General features: G+C 73.0%; 16 protein-coding genes and 1 pseudogene. 5 read left to right on the forward strand and 12 right to left on the reverse strand.

All coding sequences use genetic code 11. The features are described 5' to 3' along the window. Nucleotides 1-103: 103 nt before the first annotated feature. A complete protein-coding gene (locus ABGB16_RS14520) occupies nt 104-1354 on the forward strand; it encodes an ATP-grasp domain-containing protein (RefSeq protein WP_347668558.1) in 1251 nt (416 codons plus the stop codon). After that, complete coding sequence (locus ABGB16_RS14525; RefSeq protein WP_347668559.1) at nt 1351-2574, forward strand: biotin carboxylase; 1224 nt, start codon at nt 1351-1353, stop codon at nt 2572-2574. Before ABGB16_RS14520 ends, ABGB16_RS14525 begins: the two co-directional genes overlap by 4 nt. Here the strand turns inward: ABGB16_RS14525 and ABGB16_RS14530 are convergent. The 3 genes from ABGB16_RS14530 to fxsT form a co-directional block, all read right to left on the reverse strand. Then, a complete protein-coding gene (locus ABGB16_RS14530; RefSeq protein ID WP_347668560.1) occupies nt 2463-5462 on the reverse strand; it encodes a BTAD domain-containing putative transcriptional regulator in 3000 nt (999 codons plus the stop codon). The two genes, ABGB16_RS14525 and ABGB16_RS14530, sit on opposite strands and share 112 nt — an antisense overlap. 64 nt (nt 5463-5526) lie before the next feature. Next, a complete protein-coding gene (gene paaI, locus ABGB16_RS14535; protein ID WP_347668561.1) occupies nt 5527-5994 on the reverse strand; it encodes a hydroxyphenylacetyl-CoA thioesterase PaaI in 468 nt (155 codons plus the stop codon). 353 nt (nt 5995-6347) lie between these two features. Then, the gene (gene fxsT, locus ABGB16_RS14540; protein ID WP_347668562.1) at nt 6348-8459 is read right to left on the reverse strand and encodes an FxSxx-COOH system tetratricopeptide repeat protein; all 2112 of its coding nucleotides are present in this window, start codon (nt 8457-8459) and stop codon (nt 6348-6350) included. A gap of 507 nt (nt 8460-8966) precedes the next feature. On the opposite strand from fxsT, the pseudogene ABGB16_RS14545 reads away from it, so the two are divergent. Beyond that, nucleotides 8967-9515 (forward strand): annotated as a pseudogene (locus tag ABGB16_RS14545) (Tn3 family transposase); the annotation flags it as partial. Between the two features lie 194 nt (nt 9516-9709). Here the strand turns inward: ABGB16_RS14545 and ABGB16_RS14550 are convergent. The 7 genes from ABGB16_RS14550 to ABGB16_RS14580 all read right to left on the reverse strand — a co-directional run bounded on the left by ABGB16_RS14550 (nt 9710) and on the right by ABGB16_RS14580 (nt 20666). After that, a complete protein-coding gene (locus ABGB16_RS14550) occupies nt 9710-13321 on the reverse strand; it encodes a DUF4132 domain-containing protein (RefSeq protein WP_347668581.1) in 3612 nt (1203 codons plus the stop codon). A gap of 223 nt (nt 13322-13544) precedes the next feature. Then, a complete protein-coding gene (locus ABGB16_RS14555; RefSeq protein ID WP_347668582.1) occupies nt 13545-14027 on the reverse strand; it encodes a recombinase family protein in 483 nt (160 codons plus the stop codon). Then, nucleotides 14024-15016 carry a TIGR03842 family LLM class F420-dependent oxidoreductase gene (locus tag ABGB16_RS14560; protein ID WP_347668563.1) on the reverse strand — a complete coding sequence of 331 codons (993 nt, stop codon included), beginning with the start codon at nt 15014-15016 and terminating at the stop codon, nt 14024-14026. Before ABGB16_RS14560 ends, ABGB16_RS14555 begins: the two co-directional genes overlap by 4 nt. Before the next feature lie 13 nt (nt 15017-15029). After that, nucleotides 15030-16433 (reverse strand): dihydropyrimidinase, encoded by a 1404-nt coding sequence (gene hydA / locus ABGB16_RS14565; protein WP_347668564.1) that lies wholly within the window; start codon nt 16431-16433, stop codon nt 15030-15032. Then, nucleotides 16430-17272, reverse strand: coding sequence for a nitrilase-related carbon-nitrogen hydrolase (locus ABGB16_RS14570; RefSeq protein ID WP_347668565.1), 843 nt, complete (start codon nt 17270-17272; stop codon nt 16430-16432). Before ABGB16_RS14570 ends, hydA begins: the two co-directional genes overlap by 4 nt. Beyond that, nucleotides 17269-18843 carry an NCS1 family nucleobase:cation symporter-1 gene (locus ABGB16_RS14575; RefSeq protein WP_347668566.1) on the reverse strand — a complete coding sequence of 525 codons (1575 nt, stop codon included), beginning with the start codon at nt 18841-18843 and terminating at the stop codon, nt 17269-17271. Before ABGB16_RS14575 ends, ABGB16_RS14570 begins: the two co-directional genes overlap by 4 nt. Nucleotides 18844-19061: 218 nt before the next feature. Further along, nucleotides 19062-20666, reverse strand: coding sequence for a PucR family transcriptional regulator (locus tag ABGB16_RS14580; protein WP_347668567.1), 1605 nt, complete (start codon nt 20664-20666; stop codon nt 19062-19064). Between the two features lie 132 nt (nt 20667-20798). On the opposite strand from ABGB16_RS14580, the gene ABGB16_RS14585 reads away from it, so the two are divergent. Together ABGB16_RS14585 and ABGB16_RS14590 are read left to right on the forward strand one after the other, a co-directional pair. Beyond that, on the forward strand, nt 20799-22103 hold the full coding sequence (locus ABGB16_RS14585; RefSeq protein WP_347668568.1) for an aspartate aminotransferase family protein: 1305 nt from the start codon (nt 20799-20801) through the stop codon (nt 22101-22103). Beyond that, a complete protein-coding gene (locus tag ABGB16_RS14590; RefSeq protein WP_347668569.1) occupies nt 22100-23593 on the forward strand; it encodes a CoA-acylating methylmalonate-semialdehyde dehydrogenase in 1494 nt (497 codons plus the stop codon). Before ABGB16_RS14585 ends, ABGB16_RS14590 begins: the two co-directional genes overlap by 4 nt. A gap of 30 nt (nt 23594-23623) precedes the next feature. Here the strand turns inward: ABGB16_RS14590 and ABGB16_RS14595 are convergent, their stop codons facing one another. Then, nucleotides 23624-23788 (reverse strand): hypothetical protein, encoded by a 165-nt coding sequence (locus ABGB16_RS14595; RefSeq protein WP_347668570.1) that lies wholly within the window; start codon nt 23786-23788, stop codon nt 23624-23626. 119 nt (nt 23789-23907) lie between these two features. Further along, nucleotides 23908-24852, reverse strand: a complete 945-nt coding sequence (locus tag ABGB16_RS14600; protein ID WP_347668571.1) for an FAD-dependent oxidoreductase — start codon at nt 24850-24852, stop codon at nt 23908-23910. Nucleotides 24853-24854: the final 2 nt, after the last annotated feature.

Below are 24854 nucleotides of genomic sequence, written 5' to 3' on the forward strand. Positions count from 1 at the left end.
AGCGGTGCGCGCGGCAATCCCGCGGAGAGCTTTCGCAGCGGATCTGAAGCACGCCCGGTCAGGCTGGCCGCCGAATACCCCTACCTTTCGGAAGCGGTGAGAGATGGCAGTCCAGCCGAACGTGGTCATCGTCGACGCGTATGCGCCGACCCGCCGGCTCGCGCCGGAGTTCCACCGGGCCGGCTACGAGGTGGTGCGGGTGCAGAGCACGCCCGAGCCGCCGCTGGTCTATGCCAGCAGCTTCGACCTCTCGCCGTACGCGGCGAACATCGTGCACACCGGGGACCTGTCGGCCACGGTGGACGCCGTCGCGGCGTACCGGCCGGCCGCGGTCGTCGCCGGCGGCGAGCTGGGCGTGGAGCTGGCCGACCAGCTCAGCGAGGCGCTCGGCCTGCACACCAACGGCACCGCCCTCAGCCCGGCGCGGCGGGACAAGTACCGCCAGATCGAGACCGTCCGGGCCGCCGGCCTGCGCGCGGCCCACCAGCTCCTGGTCCGGGACGCCGACCAGCTCGCCCGGTGGCACCGGGAGCTGGGCGGCCGGGTGGTGGTCAAGCCGATCCGCAGCGCGGCCGGCGACGGCGTCTCGTTCTGCGCCACACCGGAGGAGTCGGTGGCCGGGTACCGGGCGGCGCTCGGGGCGGAGAACGTCTTCTCCGCCCGCAACGAGGCGGTCGTGGCGCAGGAGTACCTCGTCGGCCCGGAGTACGTGGTGGACACGGTGAGCCGGGACGGCCAGCACCACGTCACCGACATCTGGAAGTACGAGAAGCTCACCGCCAACGGCATCCTGGACCTGACCACGGGGCTGCGCCTGCTGCCCCGGCACGGCGAGGCGCAGGAGGCGCTGGTCCCGTACGCGTTCGAGGTGCTGGACGCGCTGGGCATCGCGCACGGCGCCGCCCACCTGGAGATCAAGCTGACCCCGGACGGCCCGTGCCTGGTCGAGGTCGGCGCGCGCATGGCGGGCCTGGACATGCCGCACTACAGCCGGGAGTGCGCCGGCGAGGCCCAGCTGGAGTGGATCGTCGACGCGTACGTGCGCCCGGAGCGGTTCGCCGCCCGCTGGAAGGAGTCGTACCGGCTGCGCCGCCACTTCGTCAGCGCGATGACCGTCTCGCCGGTCGACGGGCGGCTGCGTGGCTACCCGCTGCTGCCGGTGGTCGAGAAGTTGGAGAGCCTGGTCGAGATCCGGCCGGTGGTCGCCCCCGGCGGGCGGCTGCGCCGCACCGTCGACGACATGACCTGCCCGCTGATCGTCAACCTGAGCCACGAGGTCGCCGAGGTGGTCGAGCGTGACTTCGGCACCGTCCGGTACCTGGACGGCCCGTCCTTCTACGACGTGGAGGAATGATGGGCGACCGGCCGCACGTCGTCGTCATCCACCGTTGGCGGGCCAGGTACGCGGAGTACGCCCGGTACGTCGACCACCGTCGCACCGCGGTCACCTACGTCAGCACGGAGGTGGGCGCCTCCGCCGTCCCCGCCGGCGCCGCCGGCGTCGCGCTGGTGCCGGCCACGGACGACCTGCCCTCGGTCGCGGACCGGGTCAAGCAGTTGGCGGTCGAGCACGGGCAGCCCTCGGCGATCGTGGCGCTGAAGGAGGACGACCTGCTGGTCGCCGCCCAGCTGCGGCGGGAGTGGGGCTGCCCGGGCCCGCGCCCGGAGCAGGTGCTGCCGTTCCGGGACAAGCTCGCGATGGCGGGGGCGGTCGCGGGGGCGGGCCTGGCGGTTCCGGCGTTCGTCGCCGCGCGGGACGCCGACGAGATCCGGGCGTTCGCGGACCGGCACGGCTGGCCGGTGGTCGTGAAGCCGCGGCTGGGCAGCTCCAGCGCCGGCGTGGCCCGGCTGGACGGCCCGGCGGACGCCGAGCGCGTGGAGTTCGCCGGCGAGACGCTGATGGTGCAGGCGTTCGACCCCCGGCAGATCTACCACGTCGACGGGTACTTCGACGGCGCGCGCCTCGGCCCGTACCGGGCGTCCCGGTACGTCAACGACTGCCTCGGCTTCCGCACCGGCACCGCGCTCGGTTCGGTCGAGGAGGACGATCCGGACCTGGTGGCCGCGATCGGCGCGTTCACGGCCCGGGTGATGGCGGCGCTGACCGGCGACCCGTCCGTGTTCCACCTGGAGGTGTTCGTCGACCCGGGGCGGCGGGAGTGCGCGTTCCTGGAGGTGGGCGCGCGGGTCGGCGGGGCGGAGATCCCGTTCCTGTGGCGGGAGGTGCACGGCTACGACCTGATGGAGACGGCGTTCCGGCTCCAGCTCGGCCGGCGCGCCCGCCCGTGGTCGGCCGCCGCCAGTGCCCCGCGCGGCGAGGTGGCCGGCTGGCTGCTCGCGCCCGCGCCGGCCGCCCGCCCGTGCCGGATCACCGAGGCCACCTCGATGCTCGGCCGCGACCCCGGCCCGTACGCCGAGGCGCTGCTGCGGCCGGGCGAGGTGCTGCCCGCCGCGGACGCCTACTACGAGCACGTCGGCGGTCGGTTCCGCTTCCGCGGCGCGTGTTCCGCCGACGTGGCGGCGGCCATCGCGGTCACCGCCCGGGACTTCCGGGTCGCCGCCGAGCCGCTCTGACCCGAGCCGCTCCGGCCCGCGTCGCTCCGGCCCGCGTCGCTCCGGCCCGCGTCGCTCCGGCCCGCGTCGCTCCGGCCCGCGTCGCTCCGGCCTGTGTTGCTCCGGCCGGTGTCGTTCCGATCCGTGTCGCCCCCGCCGGTGTCGTTCCGATCCGTGTCGCCCCCGGCGCCCGGCCGGGGGATCGAGGCCCGCCGGACGACCGCCTCGCGCAGGTCGAGCAGGGTGCGGGCCAGTGCGCGGTCCGCCGGGGTGACCCGGGGTGCGTCCAGGCCCTCGGTGAGCCGGCGGAGGAACTCCTCGCCCGGGCGGGCCCGCCGGGCCAGCCAGCCCTGGGCGAACGGGCGACCCAGGGTCGCCCCGGCGAGGATCAGCGACTGCGCGAGGCGTTCCTGCCCGCGCTCGGCCGCGCCGGAGCGGGTCAGCAGCTCCGCGTAGCAGTACAGGGCGACCGCGCAGGCCAGCGGCTCGCGGCTGGGGTCGAGCAGGCCCAGGCCCCGTTCGACCAGCAGTCGCGCCTCGGCCGGCCGGCCCTGCCCGGTCAGCGCCGCGCCGAGGCCGATCATCGCGACCGGTGCCAGCCGGTCCCGGCCCGGCTCGAGCAGCTCGACCGCGAGGGCCAGGTGGCCGCCGGCCTCGTCCAGCCGGGCGGACTCGCGCAGCAGGGCCAGGCCCAGCCGGGCATGCGCCTCACCGGTCGCGCGGGGGTCGTCCAGCCGCCGGGCCGCCGCCAGCGCGAGCGCGCAGCAGTCCGCGGGCAGTCGCACCCCGGCCGCCTGGGCCAGCGCCACGAACTGCGCGGTCAGGGCCGGGTCGCCGCGGCCGGCCAGCCAGCGGGCGACGGCCGGCAGGTTCGCCGACTCGGCGGCCAGGAAGGCGGCCGGGTCGCCGTCGCGGAACGGCAGCCACTCGGCCGGCCCGGTGACCGGCGGGCCCGGCCGGTCCGGGTCGACCAGCCGGGCGGCGTGGTCCAGGGTGGCCAGGTACCAGCGGATGGTCCGCTCCTCGACCACCGGCCGGTCGGTCAGCTGCGCGGCGCGGTGGCGGGCGTACCGGCCGATCAGCTCGTGGAACCCGTACCGGTCGGGGCCGGTCTCCAGCACCAGGTTCGCCGAGATCAGCTCGTCGAGCAGCCGGCGGGCCCGGATCACGGAGGTGCCCGCCGCGGCGGCCGCCAGGTGCAGGCTGACCGACCCCGCCGGGGCGCCGGCCGCCTCGCCCGGGACGGTCGTCTCCACCGGAATCAGGCCGAGCTGGTCGAACAGGCGGGCGGCGGCCGGGTCGACGCCCGCGTGCGTCTCGGCCAGCGCCCGCCCGACGGTCCGCCGGTCGCCGGGGACGGACAGCGCGTCCACCCGCTCCCGCAGCTCGTCGGCGAACGAGACGAGCGACTGGGTGGCCCGGGCGGCGAGCGTCGCGCCGGCCAGCCGCAGGGCCAGCGGCCAGCCGCCGCAGAGCGCGACCACCTCGGCCGCGCCCTCCCCGCGCAGCCGGTCCGGGCCGGTGATCTCGCGGAGCAGGTCCCGGGCGGCGGCCGGCGGCAGCGGCCGGAGAGTGAGCACCCGGGTCGCGTGGTGCGCGGCGAGCGCGGTCAGCCGGTGCCGGCTGGTCGCCACGATCAGGCTGCCGGCGGTCGGCGGGACCAGCGGCAGCAGCTGGTCCACCGAGCCGGCGTCGTCGGCCACCACCAGCAGGCGCCGGCCGTGCAGCCGCGTCCGGTACAGCGCGGCCCGCTCCTCGACGCCGGTCGGGAGCTGCGCCGCAGGCACCCCCAGCGCCAGCAGCACGGCGCCCAGCGCCGCGACGGGGGAGGAGGCACTGGTGCCGTCCGAGCCGTGCAGGTCCACGAAGATCTGGCCGTCGGGGAAGCGGCCGGCCACCGCGTGCGCCCAGCGCACCGCGAGCGCCGTCTTGCCGATCCCGCCCGCGCCGGACACCATCAGCACCCGCGGTTCGTCGGCCGGGTCGGGCAGCGCGGCGGTCAGCGCCGCCAGGTCGTCCCCCCGGCCGAGGAAGTGGCCGACGCTCGCCGGCATCTGCGCCGGCGGGAGCGCGGCCGCCGGAGCGGAATCCGGTCGCGGCGGCTGCACCGGCGGCGAGGTCCGGCCCGCCCCGGCGCTGCCCCCGGGCGCCGGGGCGTGGCCGGGTGGCTGCCCCGCGCCGGACGCCTGCGGCGGGCCCTCCCCCCGGAGGATCGACGCGTGCAGCTCCCGCAGGTCCGCGCACGGGTCGCTGCCCAGCTCCTCGACCAGCCGGTCGCGCAGCGCGTGGTACGTCCGCAGCGCCTCGGCCTGCCGGTTGGACCGGTACAGCGCCGTCATCAGCTGCCCGGTCAGCCGCTCCCGCAGCGGGTTCGCGGCGACCGCGGCGACCAGCTCCGGCACCAGCTCGGAGTGGCGGCCCAGCCGCAGCTCCGCCTCGACGTACTCCTCCAGCAGGGCGTCGCGCAGCTCGGCCAGGCGGACCCGGTCCGTCTCGACGCCGGGCACGGCGACGCCCTCCAGCGGCTGGCCGCGCCACAGCCGCAGCGCGTCCCGCAGCCGCTCGGCGGTCTCGGCGGTGCTGTCCGCGTGGCCGGCCTGCCGCATCAGCTCCTCGCAGCGCGCCAGGTCGCAGGCGCCGTCGGGCAGCCCCAGCAGGTACCCGGGACCGCGGGTGACCACCGCGCTGCCGGTCTTGCGCCGCAGCGACGAGACCAGCCCCTGCACCCGCGAGCGCGGGTTGGCCGGCAGCCGCCCGCCCCACAGGTCGTCGATCAGCCGCTCGGTGGACAGCACCGTTCCCCTGGCCAGCGCCAGCAGGGCGAGCAGGCTGCGCTCCAGCGGCGCCAGCGGGACGTGCGCCCCGTCCAACCGCGCCTCGACCGGCCCGAGCAGGACCAGCTCCAACACCGCGCACCTCCCGGACCGGCTGATTTCGGCGACGTGTTTCCCTCGCGGGGTGACCTCAGGAGGCTCAGGCGCCCCCGGCGGCCGGCGGGCGGCCGGCGAGCGCGACGCTGTGTCCCCGGAACTCGGCGACGACCGCGCCGTCCTGCCGGCGCACCGTGACGTCGTAGACGCCGTTGCGCCCGTACCGGTGCCGTGCGACCGCCTCGGCGGACAGTTCGTCGTCCACGGCGACCGGGTGCAGGAAGCTGATCTGGGCGCTGTGCGCGACCGTGACCGGCCCGTACCCGTTGCAGGCGTACGCGAACGCGGTGTCGGCCAGCAAAAACAGGTAGCCACCGTGCGCGATGCCGTGCCCGTTGAGCATCTCGGGGGTGATCCGCAGCCGGACGGTGGCTCGGCCGGCGTCGACCCGTTCGACACGAACGCCGAGCGCCTGGCTGGTGGTGTCACGGGCGTACAGCTGCGCGGCCCAGCCTGGCAGCTCGCCCGGTGACCCGGTCGGTATGGTGGCGGAACCCGAATCCGTCGGCATGTCTCACTCATTCCTACTGTTCGGCGTGCCGGGCGATGGGGCGCGTCACGAAGCCGTACGCTCCAGTTCTTCGCCGATCGCCCGGCAACCGTCCTGCTTGTTGCCCGTGCAGGCTGACGGTACGAGCAACGAGGCGGGCGGCGCATCGTCCCCAGTGTCCGAATAGGAGGCCGTAGACCGTCGGCGACGGACAACCGGCATGGGCTCGAACGAAGCGTCGGGGCAGCGCGGGAGAACGCGGGGATGGCGGGGGCGTCCCCGCCCCTCCCCGGTCTCCCGTACGTCGGTGCGCGCTGGTGATCGCGTCGCCGGCCCGCGGGCGGGAACCGCCCCGGCGTCGCAGGGTAGCCCGGTTACGCCTGCGCCATGGAGAACTCGGGTGCGGGCACGCCCTGGTGCCGCCGGAGGTCCGCACCGTCACAGGCGGCGAGCGCCTCCTGGGACCGTCGGGTGTCGGGGTGCTCGACGCCCAGCACGTGCCGGCGAGCCGCGACGGTCTCGACCAGGAGCCGCTGCGCCTCCGCGACCCGGCCCGTCGCCCGGTACGCCAGCGCCAGGTTGTGCTGGGACGTCAACGTGTCGGGGTGATCGTCACCGAGGATTCGCCGACGGGTCCGAAGCGTCGCCTCGTACAGGGCTGTGGCCTCCTCGATCCGCTGCACGGCCCGGAGACAGCCGGCAAGGTCGTTGCGTGAGTGCAGCGTCTCCGGATGGTACGGACCGAGCACCCGCATCCGGGCGCGGAGGGTCTCCTCGGTCAGCGCGATCGCCTCGTCGTGCCGGCCGAGCTCGCGGTACCCGATGGCCACGCTGCTCGCCGTCCGCAGTGTGTCGGGGTGATCGGCGCCGAGCAGTCGCCGTCGGTCCGCGAGTACGTCGTCGCTGAGCCGCGCGGCTTCCCGCAGCCGGCCCACGGACCAGTAGCAGCCCGCCAGCACGTAGCGCGCACCGAGCACATCGGGGTGTTCGGTGCCGAACAGCCGCTGTCGCAACTCCACGGCCAGCTCCGCCATGCCCGCCGACGTCGCGTAGCGGCCCTGGCCGCGGTGATAGGCCGCGCACGCGAGCAGCAACGTCGCGCCGACCGCGGCCAGACCCGCGTCGCGCCCGAGGGGGCCGGCCAGGTGCGCCGCGAGGGCTTCGATGTGCGGGGCGAGCAGGGTCCAGCGCTCCCAGTCGCCCACCGCGGTCTCCGGGTCGCCCTCGGGCAGTGCCGCCCGTAACAGTCCGGCCGCCGCCCGGCACGCGGTCGCGTCGACGTGCGCCGCGCGGATCACGGCCTGCACCAGCCGGTGCACGTTGAGCACCGCGCCGGCCCTGGTGACGAGGCTGTAGGACGCGCCGAGGGCGAGTGCGTCCTCGATCACGAGCGGGTCCCGGCCCGCGCACAGCAGTTCGACCGGGATGCGATCCGGCGCCAGGTACGCGATGACGTCGAAGAGTTCAGCCGCGACGGGGTCCTCGTCGGCGACGGCGGTGATGGACACCTGCCAGGTACGGGCCACCGAGTGCTCCCACGGACGGGACCGGGGTGTGACGTCCAGGATCCGGCCGGACTGTTCGGCGCACCGCCGCCGGTACTCGCCGACGGTCACGTGCCTGCGCTCCATCAGGTACGCGGCCGCGTGGCATATCGCGAGCGGCAGGTCACCGAGGTCCGCGGCGAGTTCACGGGCCTCCGCCAGTTCACCCTCCCGGCCGGCGCGGCGGACCAGCAGGTCCACGCTCGCTTCACGGGCGAGGACCGGAACCCGCAGCGGGGCCAATCCCAGCCCGGCCCAGTCCATGTCCCGGCGGCTGGTCACCACGACCCGGCCGGAGCCCTCGCTTCTGCTGGCGGCGGCCAGCACCGGCTCGATCACGGCCGGATCGGTGACATTGTCGAGGACCACGAGCCAGCCGCCATGCCCGGCGAGCCACCGCAGCGCCCACGCGGCCGCGTCGTCGACCCCCGCCGACCGTGGCCACGTGGGCGTCAGGCTCCGGGTCAGCGCGGCGAGACCGGCCGCGACGCTGTCGGCGGTGTCCGCGTCGACCCACCACAACGGCCGGTACCGGCCGCGGTGCGCGTGCGCGTACTGGAGCGCGAGCTCGGTCTTGCCCACTCCGCCGAGCCCGAACACCGCGGCCCCGAGGACAGTTCCACCGGCGTCGACATTGACCTGTTCCGCCAGGCTCTGCAGCGTTTCCCGCCGGCCGAGGAAAACGGGCGTCGGACGACGCGGCAGATTTGACAGTTGTTCGAACTCGCCACCGACCGACGGGTCGCCCTCGCGCAGCGCCCGCAGTTGCGCCCAGGCGCGGCGAAAATAGGCCGGATCGCCACCACAGCAGGACACGTAGGCCGCCACCGTTTCCCACTTCGGCAGCCGGGCGCCACCGGCCGCGTCGGCGAGCGCGGTCCGGGAGCGGCCGCTCTGCCGCGCCATCCGCTGGTAGGTGGGATTGCCTGCGGAGTACCGCAATTGACGCAATTGATCGGCGAACGCGTGCAGTGGATTGAGGTCAGGTTGAAGAGGACGTTCAGGGCGAGGCATGTCTGCGGATCGTAGCTACGGTGTAACGGCTGGTAGGAGAGCGATCCAGCCATCAAGCGCCCGCCTTTCGGGGGAGCCGCTCTCATCGTCGTCGATGCCCGGTGGTGCCGCCCCTCCCTGGCGCCTGCTGATCTACCAGCAGGTCGCCGGGATTGGCGCGTTCTGAATTCCGCGCTCGGCCGACTCCTTCACCGATGACGTTAAGTGGCCATCCGATTGCCGTAAGCGATGGGCGGCCGTCCCGGTCATCGGGCCGCATCGCCTCGGTCGCCCTTGCGTCGCGGCGCGCATCCGATCAGGACACGGCCGCGGCGCCGCCTGTGCCATGCCCGAGTCACGGGTCGGTGCGGCGAAAAACGCCTGCCGCGTCGCGCCTCGCCCTTTTTCCGGAATCAATTTCGGCTCTTCGAATTTGAGCGGGGTTGAGGTGTCCGTGGTGGCGTGCGGATCGTGCCCGGCGACGGCGGGCGGATGCGCTTGAGCGTGGAGAAGCTGGAAGCCCTCGGCGAGCCGGCGTCGCTGGTGGCGCTGCGCAAGACGGTCGCGGCGATGCTGCCCCGCGTCGATTTGCCCGAGCTGCTGATGGAGGTGCACTCCTGGACCGGCTGCTTCGACGAGTACGTGCACGTCGGGGACCTGTCTACCCGCATCGAGGATCTGTCGGTCAGCATCGCGGCGCTGCTGGTGGCCGAGGCGTGCAACGTCGGCCGGACGCCGGTGGTCAAGCCGGGCGAGCCGGCGCTGACCCGTGACCGGCTCTCGCACGTGGACCAGAACTACGTGCGCGCAGAAACCCACGCTGCAGCCAATGCCCGCCTGATCGAGGCGCAGGCTGGCATCGAGATTGCCCAGCTGTGGGGCGGCGGGCTGCTCGCCAGTGTCGACGGGCTGCGGTTCGTGGTACCGGTGCGCACCATCAACGCCGCGCCCAGCCCGCGCTACTTCGGCCTCAAGCGCGGCGGCACCTGGCTGAACGCGGTCAACGACCACCGGGATGTGGTTGTAGAGGGTGCCGGCATACCCACCCGGCAGCTTGGCGATCGAGGTGATCGAGCGGCCGGGGTCGGGCCGCAGGTCGCGGGCGGTGCGGATGACTCCTCCCGCGTCGTACCGGCCGCGGTGTCGCGTGCCGCGGCGCCGTCCCCGAGCTGTGCCCGTGCAGTGTGGTGCGTCGGTCGTCACCGCGCCACCAGCTCCGTGAGATCGGCGAGCAGCTCGGACGCGGTCACCGGGTCGAGTTCGGCGAAGGCGAGCGTGGACAGCTCCCCGGGCGGGTTCCACGCACTGGGCTGCTCGGACAGCCCTATGAATTCCAGCGACTGCTCGGTGGAGACGTCGACGGCGCCGATCGTGAACCCCTCCGACGGACTGACGATGATCCAGCGGTCCTTCGCGACCCGCTTGGACAGCCAGCACTGCACACCCGCGAACATCGGCTCGTCGCGTTTCCAGCCGCGCCGTTCCAGGCCGAGCAGTTTGGCTGTCGGCACGGTGATGTTCTCGAACCGCTCCAACCGGTCGCCGGCCGCCTCGTCGTCCGTGAGCCGGTGCACGGCGCGGCCGAGCTGCGGGAAAGGCTGCAGGATCTCGTGGCCGGCGAACAGCTCCTTCCACTGCGTCAGCTCCTCGCCGAGGTGAAGCGGGTGCGCCAGCCGCACCGAGGCGTCCTCCGGCAACGTGAACTCCTCATCCCGTACGTCGGCGAAGGTGCGGTCCTCCGCCACCCGGAACGCCGTCACCGCACCAGCGCCGCTGATGGCCGGGGTCCCGTACAGAGCCCTCTCCGAAGCCCCGGCCGGGACGCACAGCCACACCAGCCGCCGCACCAGATGCCACAGCAGGGGATGGGAGACGAACAGCTCGCGGAACTCACCGGTCGTCCAGCTGCGGCCCGCGACCATCGAGCCCTCCAGCCGGCGCACCTGGTCCGAGGCCACCGTCCGCACGTCTTTCTTCAGCGCCATGAACCGCTTACGTTCCGCCGGCGCCAGCTCGGCGTCGTCGCGGGCACCCGGTTTGGGCAGGTCCTTGCGCCGCTTGCCGTTCTGGTCCAGGACGTACGGCCGCAATTGCTCGTCGAAGCCCACGGTGAAGCGCCGGGGCCCGTAGTCCACGACGGTCGAGCCGTCGGCGTCCAGCCCGAAGTCCGGCACCAGCCGGTCGGCGAGTTCCTCGCCGGACAGCCCCAGATCGGCCGCCACCTGCTCGATCTTCTCCATGGCGCGCGTCCTGAGCGCCTTGAATTTCACGCGCTGGGACACCCCGTGCAGATGCATCAGGGCCACGTCGCTGCCGATGGCCGCCAGCACGTCCAGGCCCTCCACGGCCCGCTGGTGCGCTCCCTCGCCGGGCCAGTTCCGCAGGACCGGCGCCAGCCGGCGCACCGTGTCGTCGTCGCCGAGCCACCCCAGGGCATGCAGCGCCCAGCTTTCCTTGGCCGGCATCCCGGACAGCCGCCACTGCTCGAACAGGGACCAGGCGAAGGCGGCCAGCGACTCGGGATCGCACGCCTCCTTCACCATCTCCACGCCCGTATAGACCGCGCCCGGCCGGGAGATCGCCAGCATGGTCAGCAGATGGCGCACGGACTCGGCCGGCAGCGCCGAGGCCCGGTCTCGCAGCAGCACGCGCGGCAGCAGCCGGGGGTCCGCCCAGGCGGCGGGCCGCGGCATCTTCGACGGCAGCGCCAGCTCCAGACCGTCGGCCGACAGCAGGTCCCGGACAGCGTCGACCGCCTTGGGGCCGTGACCGGCCGCCGCGTCGAGTACGGCGTCCTTGCCGTGCGTGGCGGCGATGGCCCGCAGCGCGTGCTCGGCGCTGTGGCGGGCGGCGCCCGCCGGACCGGCCGCGTCGGGCACCAGCAGCGCGGCGGCGTCCGCGCCGTGCCGGGCGAACCAGGCGCGGGTCGTGGCCGCGACGGACTTCAGCCGCACGAACCAGTCGGCCATCAGCCGCGCGACCTCCAGCTGCCGATAGGGCAGGAGCAGCCCGCCGGCCACAGCGGGCTCCCGCGCCGCGGCGCGCAGTATCGGCGGCAGCGCGTCCTCCTCCCACCGGGCGGCCACCGGCTTCAGCTCCTTGACGAGCTCCCACATGTGCTGGGGAGTCCACTGCGCCAGCAGCGGGCGGTACGTATCCGGGCCGTCGGCGAACAGGGCGGCCAGACGATGGTTGTCGAGGTCCGTGAACTGCTCCCACAGGGTTCGGACGTCGGGATACGGCTCGTTCTGCCGGCGCCGCACCCGCCGCGTGGGCTCCTCGACGGCGGCAGCCCATGCCTCGCGCTCGCCGGGCTGCCACAGCATGCGGGTCTCCTCACCGGCGACGAGCCCCTTGACGATTCTCGGCTTCGGCGCCGTCCGCCTGCCTGTCCACGGCGGGCTCACCAGCAGCTCGGGCAGCGCGTCGGCGGGGGCGTCGGCGGCGGCCGGGTGCAGCAGCTCCCGCACCACCTCGGCGGCCTTGGGCGGGAACTGTGCGATCCGCGACTTCAGCAGCTCACCGTGCGTGGCTACATGCGCGGTCAGCAACTGGCCCAGCAGGAAGGAGTTGCGGCCCGGGGCGGGCGCCGCCCGGCCGGCCAGCAGGCGGGCCGCGCGCACCGGATACCGGCGCACCGCCTCCAGCAGCGCCGGACGCACCTGTTTGTCGTCCGCGTGGGACATCAGCAGCTCGAACGCCTCGTCCGTCGGCAGCTCCGCCAAGATGCCCGCCTGTTCTTCCGCCGATGCCCCGTAGGAAGGCGTACGGTCCCGCCAGATCTCCGCGATCAGCGCGGCGACGGCCGGGCCGACGCCCTCGGCGACGGTGGCCGCAGTGGAGAGCCTGCCGTCGTAGGCGGGCACGCCGCCCGCCCGCAGCAGAGCACGCAGCTGCTCCTCGTCGTTCAGCGACTCGAACAGCATGGCGCGTACGACATGATCTTCCCGGCCGCTCTCCCCCGGGTCGGCGCAGCACTCCGCGACCCAGTCGGTCTCGCCCGGGACCAGATACGACACCACAATTCGGCGCCGCGCACCGCCGCGGTGCGCGGCCAGAGCCGCTACCACCTCGCGGTACTGGTCCTCACCGGCCATCGACAGCAGCGTCCGCATCCGGTCGGCGGCGCTCCGGCGCAACCACAGCCGTTGCCGCGGCGGCGAGTCGCCCTCGGGCAGGACGGCCAGCCTGGTGGTCCGGTCCTGGCCGCTCTCGTGGTCGAGCTCGAACAGCTCCACCGTGGCACGGGCCGCGAAGACCAGCCCGTGCCGCAGATCCCAGGCGTCAACGACCTCTTCGTACAGCAGCTTCCCGCGGTCGGTGATCACGGCCAGGACCGCGGCGCCGACCGGATCCGCCGTCCCCTTCAGGTAGCGGCGTGCGGCGGCTGCCAGCTCAGGGTCGACGCCCGGGACGTCCCCGTCGAGGACCGTGCCGGTCCACTCCTCCTTCGCCGCCGCGAGCCGCCTGTCCCAGTGGTCGAGAGCCGCCCCATGGGGGACGTGCGTGAACCGCTCGATGCCGCCCCAGCGCGGGCGGACCCTGTGCCGCCAGGCGACGGGCATCACGAAGGAGTCCTCGTCGGGTGTCGTCGCAGCATCTTCGGCGTTTCCGGTGCCCCCGGCGTCCGGCGTGTGGCCGGCGCCCACGGGCGCGTACCCCTCGCGTTCCTTCTCTCGCACGGCCTCGGCCACGTACGCCTCCGCGGCCGTCGCCGAGCCGCAGTCCTCGACCCGCGTACGCCCGGGTGCACCGGCATCTCCGTGACGGACAATTACCATCGCGCCGTCCGACCCAACCTCCCAGAACATGGTCGGGCTGTTTTCTCCCCCGTCAGCCAGCTCCCAGCGCCGCACGGCCGCCCCTTCCTCGGACCCACGCCGACCCAGGTCAGCGCTCCTCTGATGAACCCGCCCGCGACATGGGCGAGCGACGGGCCCCACAGTAGATCCGGTCACTGACAACGGCCGCTGGCGGCCCTGCACCAGGGTCCAGCCGAGGTGAGGCCAAAGGCCACAACGGCTCCGCCGTGAGCTACGAGGTACTGCCTTCGAGCTGGCGCGGAACGCGGGAGGCGCGTAGTTCACGCAGGTCGGGGATGTGGTTGTAGAGAGTGCCGGCGGAAACGCCGAGGAGTTTCGCGATGGACTCGATGCTGTTCTCCGGGTTGGGGAGCATGTCGCGGGCCGCGCGCAAGAGCTCGGGCGTGATGACCGAGGGGCGCCCGCCGGTCCGGCCGCGGGCGCGGGCGGCGGCCAGGCCCTCGTTCGTCCCCGCGACGATGAGCTCGCGGATGAACTCCGCGAGCGCGGCGAAGACGTGGAAGATCAGACGCCCGCCGGGGGTGGTGGTGTCCAGGTTCTCGTGGAGCGAGGTGAAGCCGACACCGCGCTCGCGCAGCTCGGCGACCATCGTCACGAGGTCCTTGAGGGAGCGGCCGTAGCGGTCGAGGGAGGGCACCACGAGAGTGTCGCCCTCGGCCAGGAAGGCGTGGCACGCCTTGAGCGTCCGGGTCAGACGTGCGGGATCACCCCGGTGCCGTACGACGCGAGCGTCTTCTCCCTGTCGTCGTGCATCAGATACAGGGCGAAGTTGTCGACCCCGATCTCCGTCAGCTCCTGCAACCGGTCGACGTGCGCCGACTCGGGACCGAGCAGGCAGAATCGGTCGACGATCTCGTCCGGGACGAAGTCGGTCGACGGGTTGCCGGCGCGGCCGTGGTGCGAGTAGTCGTAGCCCTCGCGCCCCTTGATGTAGTCGGTCAACGCCCGGGGCACGACCCCCGAGTCGCCGTAGCGGACGACCAGGTCGGCGACGTGGTTGCCGACCATCCCGCCGAACCAGCGCAGCTGCTCGCGCTGGTGGGCGAGGTCCGTGCCCACGTACGCGGGCGCGGCCACGCACATGGTGATCGCGTCGGGGTCCCGGCCGGCGGCGGCGGCGGCCTCGCGTACCGAGCCGATCGTCCAGCGGGCGATGTCCGGGTCGGCGGTCTGCAGGATGAAGCCGTCGGCCTGCTCGCCGACCAGCTTCAGCGCCTTCGGGCCGTACGCGGCCATCCAGATCTCCAACCGGCCGTCGCGCACCCACGGGATGCGCACCGGCGTGCCGTGGTGCTCCACCTCGCGCCCCTCGGCCAGCTCCTTGATCACGCGCATGGCCCGCCCCAACTCGGCCAGGCTCGCCGGTCGCTGGCCGATGACCCGCCGGGCGGAGTCGCCCCGGCCGATCCCGCACACCGTACGGTTGCCGAACATCTCGTTGAGCGTGGCGAACAGCGAGGCGGTGACCGACCAGTCGCGGGTGCTCGGGTTGGTCACCATCGGCCCGACGACCAGGTGCTTCGTCGCGGCGAGGACCTGCGAGTAGATGACGAACGGCTCCTGCCACAGCACGCACGAGTCGAACGTCCACCCGTACCGGAACCCGTTGTCCTCGGCGGCGGCGAGGCCCGCCACGACCTCGCGGGCGGGCGGGTCGGTCTGCAGTACGACACCGAAGTCCACGACTCCTCCTCCGTCAGACCAGGTACTGGCACAGGTCGCGCTTCAGGAACCGGCCGTGCCCGGCGGCGCCGTGGAAGGCGTCGCCGTCGACCACGACCCGGCCGCGCGACAGCACGGTCGAGACCTTCCCGGTCAGCTCCATGCCCTCGTACGCCGAGTAGTCCACGTTCATGTGGTGGGTACGGGCGGAGATCGTCTGCCGGGCCGTCGGGTCGTACACGGTGATGTCCGCGTCCGCGCCCGGCGCGATGATGCCCTTGCGCGGGTACAGGCCGAACATCCGGGCGGGCGTGGTCGAGCTGATCTCCACCCACCGGGCCAGGCTGATCTCGCCCTTCACCACGCCCTGGTAGAGCAGGTCCATCCGGTGCTCCACGCCCGGCATCCCGTTCGGGATCTTGGAGAAGTCGCCCCGGCCCAGCTCCTTCTGGTCCTTGAAGCAGAACGGGCAGTGGTCGGTGGACACCAGCGACAGGTCGTTGGTGCGCAGTCCCCGCCACAGCTCCGCCTGGTGCTCCTTCGGCCGCAGCGGGGGAGAGGCGACGTACTTCGCGCCCTCGAAGTCGGGCCCGGCCATGTCGTCCAGCGACAGGAACAGGTACTGCGGGCAGGTTTCGGCGAACACGTTCTGGCCGGTGTCGCGCGCCCGGGTCACCGCGTCGAGGGCGTGCGCGGCCGACAGGTGCACGATGTACAGCGGCGCGCCGGTGACCCCGGCCAGGGTGATCGCCCGGGAGGTGGCCTCGCCCTCCAGCTCCGGCGGCCGGGTCAGCCCGTGCTGCACCGGCTCCACCTGCCCGTTCGCGAGGGCCTGCGCGACGAGCTGGTCGATCGCGATGCCGTTCTCGGCGTGCATGAGGATCATCGACCCGGTGTCGCGGGCCTTCTGCATCGCTCGCAGGATCTCCCCGTCGGTGGCGTAGAAGACCCCCGGGTACGCCATGAACATCTTGAACGTGTTGACGCCCGCGTCGATGCAGGCCTCCATCTCCTTGAGCGAGGTGTCGTTGACGTCCGAGACGATCATGTGGAAGGCGTAGTCGATGGCGCAGTTCCCGTCGGCCTTGCCGTGCCAGGAGTCCAGCGCGGCCAGCAGCGACGTCCCCTTGGCCTGCACGGCGAAGTCCACGATGGTCGTCGTGCCGCCCCAGGCCGCCGCGATCGTTCCCGTCTCGAAGGTGTCCGCCGAGAACGTGCCGCCGAACGGCATCTCCATGTGGGTGTGGCCGTCGATGCCGCCCGGCACCACGTACTTGCCGGCTGCGTCGACGACGCGCTCGGCGCCGGCGGCCCACTGCTGCGCCAGGCCCGACTCGGGCGCGGCGAGCGCCGCGATCCGCTCGCCGGACACCAGCACGTCCGCCGGGTACGCCCCGGTGGCGTTGACGACCGTCCCGTTGCGAATGATGATGCTCACGGGTTCACCAGCGATCCGTAGGTCTCGGGCCGGCGGTCGCGGTAGAACGCCCACAGGTCGCGTACCTCGGCCAGCTTGTCCATGTCCAGGTCGCGGACCACGACCTCCTCCTCGGTGTCCGACGCCGCGTCACCCACCAGCTGCCCGCGCGGGTCCACGAAGTACGACTGGCCGTAGAAGTCGTTGTCGCCCAACGGCTCCACGCCGACCCGGTTGATCGTGCCGACGTAGTACTCGTTGGCCACCGCCGCAGCCGGCTGCTCCAGCCGCCACAGGTACTCCGACAGGCCCCGGCTCGTCGCCGACGGGTTGAACACGATCTTCGCGCCGGCCAGGCCCAGCGCCCGCCAGCCCTCCGGGAAGTGCCGCTCGTAGCAGATGTAGACGCCGATGCGGCCCACGGCCGTGTCGAACACGGGATAGCCGAGGTTCCCCGGCCGGAAGTAGAACTTCTCCCAGAACCCCTTCACCTGCGGGATGTGGTTCTTGCGGTGCTTGCCGAGGTACGTGCCGTCGGCGTCGATCACCGCCGCCGTGTTGTAGTAGACGCCCGGCTGCTCCTGCTCGTACATCGGCACGACCAGCACCACGCCGAGCTGCTCGGCCAGCTCGCACATCAGCGCGGTCGTCGGCCCGTCCGGGATCGCCTCGGTGTACGAGTAGTAGTCGGCGTCCTGCACCTGGCAGAAGTACGGGCCGTAGAACAGCTCCTGCAGGCAGACGACCTGCGCGCCCTGCGACGCGGCGCTGCGGATCGCCTCGACCGCGTTTGCGATCATCGACTCCTTGTCACCGGTCCACTTCTGCTGCACCAGTCCGGCCCGGACGATGTTGCTCACCTGCTTACCTCCTTGGGGTGGGCGGCACGCTTCGCGCGACCGCCCGGTAGCGTCAACGCCAGGTAGACGACGAACGCGCCGACGAGACCGGCGGCCCAGCTGTAGTCGTAGAGCGGCTTGAGGAACGGGATCAGCCCGTCCTCCGGGAACGGTCCCTTGCCGGGCGCCGAGTACGCCCCGCCCACCGCCAGGACCGCGCCGACGACGGTCGCGACGACCGCCGCCCAGTTCCAGCCGCCGGAGAACCAGTACCTGCCCTCGGGGCGGTAGAGGGCCGGCAGGTGCAGGCGGGTGCGGCTGCGGACCCAGTAGCCGGCGACGAGCACGCCGGCGACGGCGCCGAGCAGGCCGCCGTAGAACCCGAGCCAGACGAAAATGTAGATGTTCGGGTCCTGCACCAGGCGCCACGGCTGGATCAGGATGCCCAGCACGCCGGTGATCAGGCCGCCGGTGCGGAAGCTGACCAGCCGGGGCGCGGCGTTGGAGAAGTCGTACGCCGGGCTGACCGTGTTCGCGGCGACGTTCACCGACAGCGTCGCCACCACGACCGTGAACAGGCCCAGCGCGACGACGAGGGGGTTGTCGAACTTCGCCGCCAGCTGGATCGGGTCCCAGATCGCCTCGCCGTAGATCGCCGCCGTGCCCGAGGTGATGACGATCGACAGGATGGCGAAGAACGACATCGTCGTCGGCAGGCCCAGCACCTGCCCGTACGCCTGCTGCCGCTGGCTGCCGCCGAAGCGGGTGAAGTCCGGGATGTTCAGCGACAGCGTCGCCCAGAACGCCACCATCGCCATCAGCGACGGCGCGAACAGCCGCCAGAAGTCACCGCCCCAGCCCAGCGTCGACGGCTGGGACAGGATCGGGCCGAGCCCGCCCGCCTCCACCAGCACCCAGACCAGCAGGGCGACGGCGACGACGATGACGAACGGCGCGGCCCAGTTCTCGAAGCGCCGCAGCGTCTCCATGCCCCGCCAGATGATCGCCATCTCGATCGCCCAGAACAGCAGGAACGACGCCCACAACGTCCACGGGTAGTCCCAGACGGTGGCCGCGTCGACCCACCACGAGCCGAGCAGCTTGCCGGTGATCGCGTAGATCGCCTCGCCGCCGATCCACGTCTGGATGCCGAACCAGCCGCAGGCGATGAACGCCCGCAGCAGGGCCGCGAGGTTGGCGCCCCGGACCCCGTAGAACGCGCGGGCGAACACCGGGAACGGGATGCCGTACTTGGTGCCCGCGTGGCTGTTCAGCAGCATCGGGATCAGCACCAGCAGGTTCCCCAACGTGATCGTCAGGAACGCCTGCACCCAGTTCATGCCGAGCTGGATCAGCCCGGCGGCGAGCAGGTAGCTGGGGATGTTGTGCGCCATGCCGATCCACAGCGCCGCGAAGTTGTACGTGGTCCAGGTGCGCTTCTCGATCGGCACCGGAGCCAGCTCTTCGTTGAAGTACGGGCTGTCGGCGATCGTGGAGAAGTCCCGCAGTTCGACCCGGCCGTCCGGGTGCGTGATCTGGGTGCCGGGCTCGACCGCGCCGGTCTCGGCGGGGGGCAGGGGCTCGACGGCCATGGCTCACCTCCCTGGTACGCTGCCGCAACAGTGGCCGACCAGCCGGCGTGCGCTGCGGTTGAGGGCGGATCAGCTTCGATCTTTATCTCGGAATGGTGGATCTCGCGGGCCCGCCCAGGGCAGCGGCAAAGTGTCCACGCTTGCTGTGATCGACGGGCACTGTGTGCACCCGCACGCGCACGCCGGGGCTGTCAATCGGCCTTGCGGCGGTTGCCCCGTCACGCCTCGTCGAGCTCGTGCACCAGCAGCGCGACGTACAACGACAGCATCGACTCCGGGTCCTCCAGCGACACCCCGAGCACCTGCGTGATCCGCGACAGCTGCTGGTAGTACGCCGTACGCGACAGGTGCGCGGCGGCGGCCGCCGCCGACTTGTTGCCGCCCTGCTCGCAGAAGCAGCGCAGCAGCTCCAGCAGCCGCCCCCGCTGGCCGGCGTCGCGCGCCAGCAGCGGGCCCAGCTCACGGTCGGCGAACGCCCGCACCCGCTCGTCCTCCCGCAGCAGGTGCAGCAGGCCGCGCAGGCGCACGTTGTCCAGCCGGTGGTACAGCTGCGTACCCGCCGAACGCAGCGCCGCCCCCGCCACGTGCGCGGCCTCGCCCAGGCTGCGGCGCACCTCCGCGACGTGCGGCACGGTCGTGCCGACCGCCATCACCACCGGGCCCGCCGCCGACCGGTGCACCTCCCGGGCCAGCCGGCGCAGCACCGCGTCGACCTCCGCCTGCGCGGGCAGCGACAGCAGCGCGCGCACGCTCGTGTCGTCCACCACTCCCACCAGGGCGGGCACGGCGACCCGCCGGGCCGCCAACGCGGCCACCTCCGCCAGGTCCCGCAGCACCTCCTGCGTGGCCAGCGCCGGGGCGCGCGGCGTCACCGTCGCCGGCCGCACGGCCACGCCGACCAGCTGCCGCCGGTGCAGGCCGACGCCCAGCGCCGCCGCCCGGGCGGCCAGGTCCGCCGGCGGCACCGCCTGGCCGACCAGCTGCGCCAGCAGCATCCGGTGCGTCTGCCGCTCCAGGCTCTCCCGGTCCCGCGCCACGAGGCGGTGCACCGCCAGGGCCGACGCCGCCCGCTCCGCCACCACCACGTGCCGGTGCGGCGGCGGGTCCGGCGACAGCAGCACCAGCCGCCCCCAGTCGGCGCCCTGCGCGCCGACCATCGTGACCAGCCAGCCGGCCTCCTCGTCGTACGCGGTCCGCTCCGGCGCGGCCACCGACCGGGACCGCGACGCCCAGTCGGCCAGCAGCTCGCTGGGATCCTGCCCCGCCGCGTCGTACGCGAGCACCTCGTGTCCCAGCGTCTCCAGCACCACCGGCAACCCGGAGATCCGGGCGACCTCGCGCAGCACCTCGGCCGGCTCCGCCCCCGCCACGGTCAGCGACGTGAACGTCTCGTGCACCTGCTCGGCCGCCCGCAGCTCGGCCAGCTGCGCGTCGACGATCAGCGCCACCACCGCTTCGGTGACCGACACGAACCGCGTCTCCTCGGCGAGCGTGATCAGCGGCAGCCGGTGCCGGTCCGCCGCCGCCACCAGCGCCTCCGGCACCCGGTCGCTCCACCGCCGCACCAGCTCGACCACCAGCCCCGCCGCGCGCACCGCCGCCAGGTCGTCCACGTACCTGGTCAGCGCCGCCGCCTCGTCCGGCAGCGCGATCCCCGTGGTCAGCACCAGCTCGCCCCCGCGCAGCAGGTGCCCGATGTCGGCGACCTCCGCCACGTGCACCCAGCGGACCCGGCCCCGCATCCCGGCCGCGCCGGCCACCACCCGCGGCTTCGCGCGCCGGATCACCGGCAGCGCGAGGGCCTCGGCGACGGAGGGATACATCGATGCCTCCCCTCGAACGGGATGCACACAACGTAATGCTCCTGGGACGGAAGCGGTACAGGTTGTCCGTAGCGGTTGGACAACGAAAGCCGCGACACTCGCCCTACGTACGCCGATCAGGGGGAGGACGCGATGGCGCACCGCGAGCTGCTGGCCAGACACCGGTCAGTGATGCCACGATGGCTGGCCCTGTACTACGAGCAGCCCATCGAGTTCGCCAGCGCCTCCGGGCGCCGGGTGACCGACCGCGAGGGCCGCAGCTACCTCGACTTCTTCGCCGGCATCCTCACCAACGCCGTCGGCTACGACGTCGCCGAGATCAGCGACGCCGTCCGGGCGCAGCTCGACACCGGCGTGCTGCACTCGTCCACGCTGTACCTGATCCGGTCGCAGATCGAGCTGGCCGAGAAGATCGCCGAGCTGTCCGGCATCCCCGACGCCAAGGTGTTCTTCACCAACTCGGGCACCGAGGCGAACGAGACCGCCCTGATGCTCGCCACCCAGTACCGCCGCAGCGAGCAGGTCCTCGCCCTGCGCAACTCGTACCACGGCCGCGCGTTCGCCACCGTCGGCATCACCGGCATCCGCGGCTGGTCGGCCAGCTCGCTCAGCCCCGTCAAGGTGAGCTGGGTGCACGGCGGCTACCGCTACCGCAGCCCGTTCCGCGACCTGTCCGACGCCGACTACATCGCCGCCTGCGTCGCCGACCTGCGCGAGATCATCGAAACCACCACGGCGGGGGACGTCGCCTGCATGATCGTCGAGCCGATCCAGGGCGTCGGCGGCTTCGCCACCCCGCCCGACGGGCTGTTCGGCGAGTTCAAGAAGGTGCTCGACGAGTACGGCATCCTCCTCGTCTCCGACGAGGTGCAGACCGGCTGGGGCCGCACCGGCGAGCACTTCTGGGGCATCCAGGCCCACGGCGTCGTACCCGACGCGATCACCTTCGCCAAGGGCCTCGGCAACGGCCTCGCCATCGGCGGCGTCGTCGCCCGCGGCGACCTGATGGACTGCCTCGGCGCCAACTCCATCTCCACCTTCGGCGGCAACCCGCTCTCCACCGCCGGCGCCCTGGCGTCCCTGAACTACCTGCTGGAACACGACCTGCAGGCCAACGCGGCAACGCTGGGCGATCGGCTGCTCGACGGCCTGCGCGCGGTCGCCGCCGCGCAGCCCGTCGTCGGCGACGTCCGCGGCAAGGGCCTGATGCTCGCGCTGGAGCTCGTCGGCCCCGACGGCGCGCCCGACCCGGCCGCCGCCACCGCGCTGCTGGAGGAGACGCGCGAGCGCGGGCTGCTCGTCGGCAAGGGCGGCCTGCACGGCAACGTCATCCGCCTGGCCCCGCCGATGACCCTCACCCGGGACGAGGCCGACGAGGCCCTGGAGATCCTCACCCAGTCGATCGAGGCCGTGGCGAAGGAGGCGCAGACCAGATGAGGAAAACCACCCACTGGATCGGCGGCAAGCCGTACAACGGCGTCGCCGAGCGCACCGGTGACATCTACGACCCCGCCACCGGCCGCGTCGCCGGGCAGGTCGACTTCGCGAGCGCCGCCGTCGTGGACGAGGCCGTCGCCGCCGCGCAGGCGGCGTTCGCCCGCTGGCGTACGGCGTCCCTCGCCCAGCGCACGAGCGTCCTGTTCGCGTTCCGGCACCTGCTCCACGCCCGCCGCTCCGACCTCGCCGAGATCCTCACCGCCGAGCACGGCAAGGTGCTCTCCGACGCGGCGGGGGAGATCCAGCGCGGCCTGGAGAACGTCGAGTTCGCCTGCGGCATCCCGCAACTGCTCAAGGGCGGCTTCAGCGAGAACGCCTCCACGAACGTGGACGTGTACTCCCTCCGGCAGCCGCTCGGCGTCGTCGGCGTGATCACCCCGTTCAACTTCCCGGCCATGGTGCCGCTGTGGTTCGTGCCCAACGCCATCGCGTGCGGCAACACGGTGGTGCTCAAGCCGAGCGAGAAGGACCCGTCCGCCTCGAGCTTCCTCGCCGAACTGTTCGCCGAGGCCGGGCTGCCCGAGGGCGTCCTCAACGTCGTGCACGGCGACAGGGAGGCCGTCGACCGGATCCTCGAACACCCGACGATCAAGGCCGTCTCGTTCGTCGGCTCCACCCCGATCGCCCGGTACGTCTACGAGACCGGCACCCGCCACGGCAAGCGGGTGCAGGCGCTCGGCGGCGCCAAGAACCACATGGTCGTACTCCCCGACGCCAACCTCGACCTCGCCGCCGACGCCGCCGTCTCGGCGGGCTTCGGCTCGGCCGGCGAACGCTGCATGGCCGTCTCCGTGGTCGTGGCCGTCGACCCGGTCGGCGACGAACTGGTCGACAAGATCCGCGAGCGGATCGCCGCCCTGCACGTCGGCGACGGCCGCCGCCCCGGCTGCGAGATGGGCCCGCTCGTCACCGGCGCCCACCGCGACCGGGTGACGTCCTACCTGGACGCCGGCCGGGACGCGGGAGCGAAGCTGGTCGTCGACGGGCGCCACCATCCGATCGACGGCGAGCAGACCGGCTTCTGGCTCGGGCCGACCCTGTTCGACCACGTCGAGACCGACATGTCCGTCTACACCGACGAGATCTTCGGGCCGGTGCTGTGCGTGGTGCGGGTGCCCAGCTACGACGCCGCGGTCGAACTGGTCAACGCCAACCCGTGGGGCAACGGCACCGCGATCTTCACCAACGACGGCGGCGCGGCCCGGCGGTACCAGAACGAGATCGAGGTCGGCATGATCGGGGTGAACGTCCCGATCCCCGTCCCGATGTCGTACTACTCGTTCGGCGGGTGGAAGGAGTCGCTGTTCGGGGGCGCGCACGCGTACGGGCCGGAGGGGGTGAACTTCTTCGTCAGGTCGAAGGTGGTCACCAGCCGGTGGCTCGACCCGTCGCACGGCGGGGTGAACCTCGGCTTCCCCCAGGCCACCTGACGGCGGCGCCGGCCCGTGCGGGTCGTCGGGTCAGCGCGGGACCCGGCTGGGGCGCACGGTCGCCTGCCGGCCGTGTGCCTCGACGTCCCAGCGTCGGTCCAGGGCGTTGCTGCCGACGAGTTCGATCCGCCCGACGCTCTCCAGCAGGTCGGGGTCGACGACGAGCTTGCCGTCGCGGATGTCCAGGCCGAGCATGGTACGGAGGAACAGCAGGGGTGCCCCGCTGGCCCAGGCCTGCAGCGGGTGCCTGACCCAGACGTTGGGCTCGACGTAGACGTCGTCCGTGGCCGGCGCCGAACCCGCCGACGGGACAGTCAGGGCAGTTCTGACACGAGTTCGGCGACGTCCTCGGCGCAGCCGTAGGACAGGGTGACCCCGGCCCCGCCGTGGCCGTAGCAGTGCACCACCGGCCCGCGGTCGGTGAACTCGGTCTCCAGCCGCACGGCCGGGCGCCCCGGGCGTAAACCCACGCGGTGGCCGATGACGCGGGCCCCGTCGAGCGCGGGTACCAACTCGACGCACCGTCGCAGGATGTCCGCCGCCGTTGTCGGCCTGATGTCCAGATCCTCGTCGCCCTCCTCGGCGGTGCCGCCGAGCAGCACGGTGTCACTCCTGGGCACGACGTAGAGCAGTCGCCCGGGGTCGTTCTGGTCGAGCAGCCACTCGGTCAGGCCGACCTGCGCGACGACGATCACCTGTCCCCGCACCGGCGTCAGGGACTGGTCGTCGACCAACTCCCTGGATCCCAGCCCGGTGCAGTTCACCACCGCGTCCACGCCCTCGAAGGCCCCGGCCAGGCTGTCCAGGCGCCCGGTCCGGACGGCGACCCCCGTGGCCTCCAGCCGGCCGAGCAACCAGGCCAGGTGCATCGCCATGTCCACCACGGGAACGCTCAGTTCGTAACCGTCGACGTAGCCGGCCGGCAGCCGCCCGGCGGCGACCCGACCCAGCTCGGGAACCGCATCCCGCCACCACGGGTCGGGGGCGGGCTGGCGGAACAACTCCCGCCCGGGGCGGATCAGGACGCCGGCGGACGGGTCGGCGGCCAGGCCGCACAGCACCTGGTAGGTGGTCGCGGACCAGCGGGTCACGTCCGCCTCCGGGTACGCGCGGTACGGGTACCAGAGCGCGGCGGCGATCGACGACGTGGTGCCGTCGCCCGTCGTCGCGGCGACCACGTCGACCTCGTGACCCGCCTGCGCCAAGCGGAGCGCACTGGTCAAGCCCACGACACCGGCACCGACGACCCTGACCCTCATGG

This window comes from Micromonospora sp. B11E3, from assembly GCF_039871625.1.
GTDB lineage: Bacteria > Actinomycetota > Actinomycetes > Mycobacteriales > Micromonosporaceae > Micromonospora.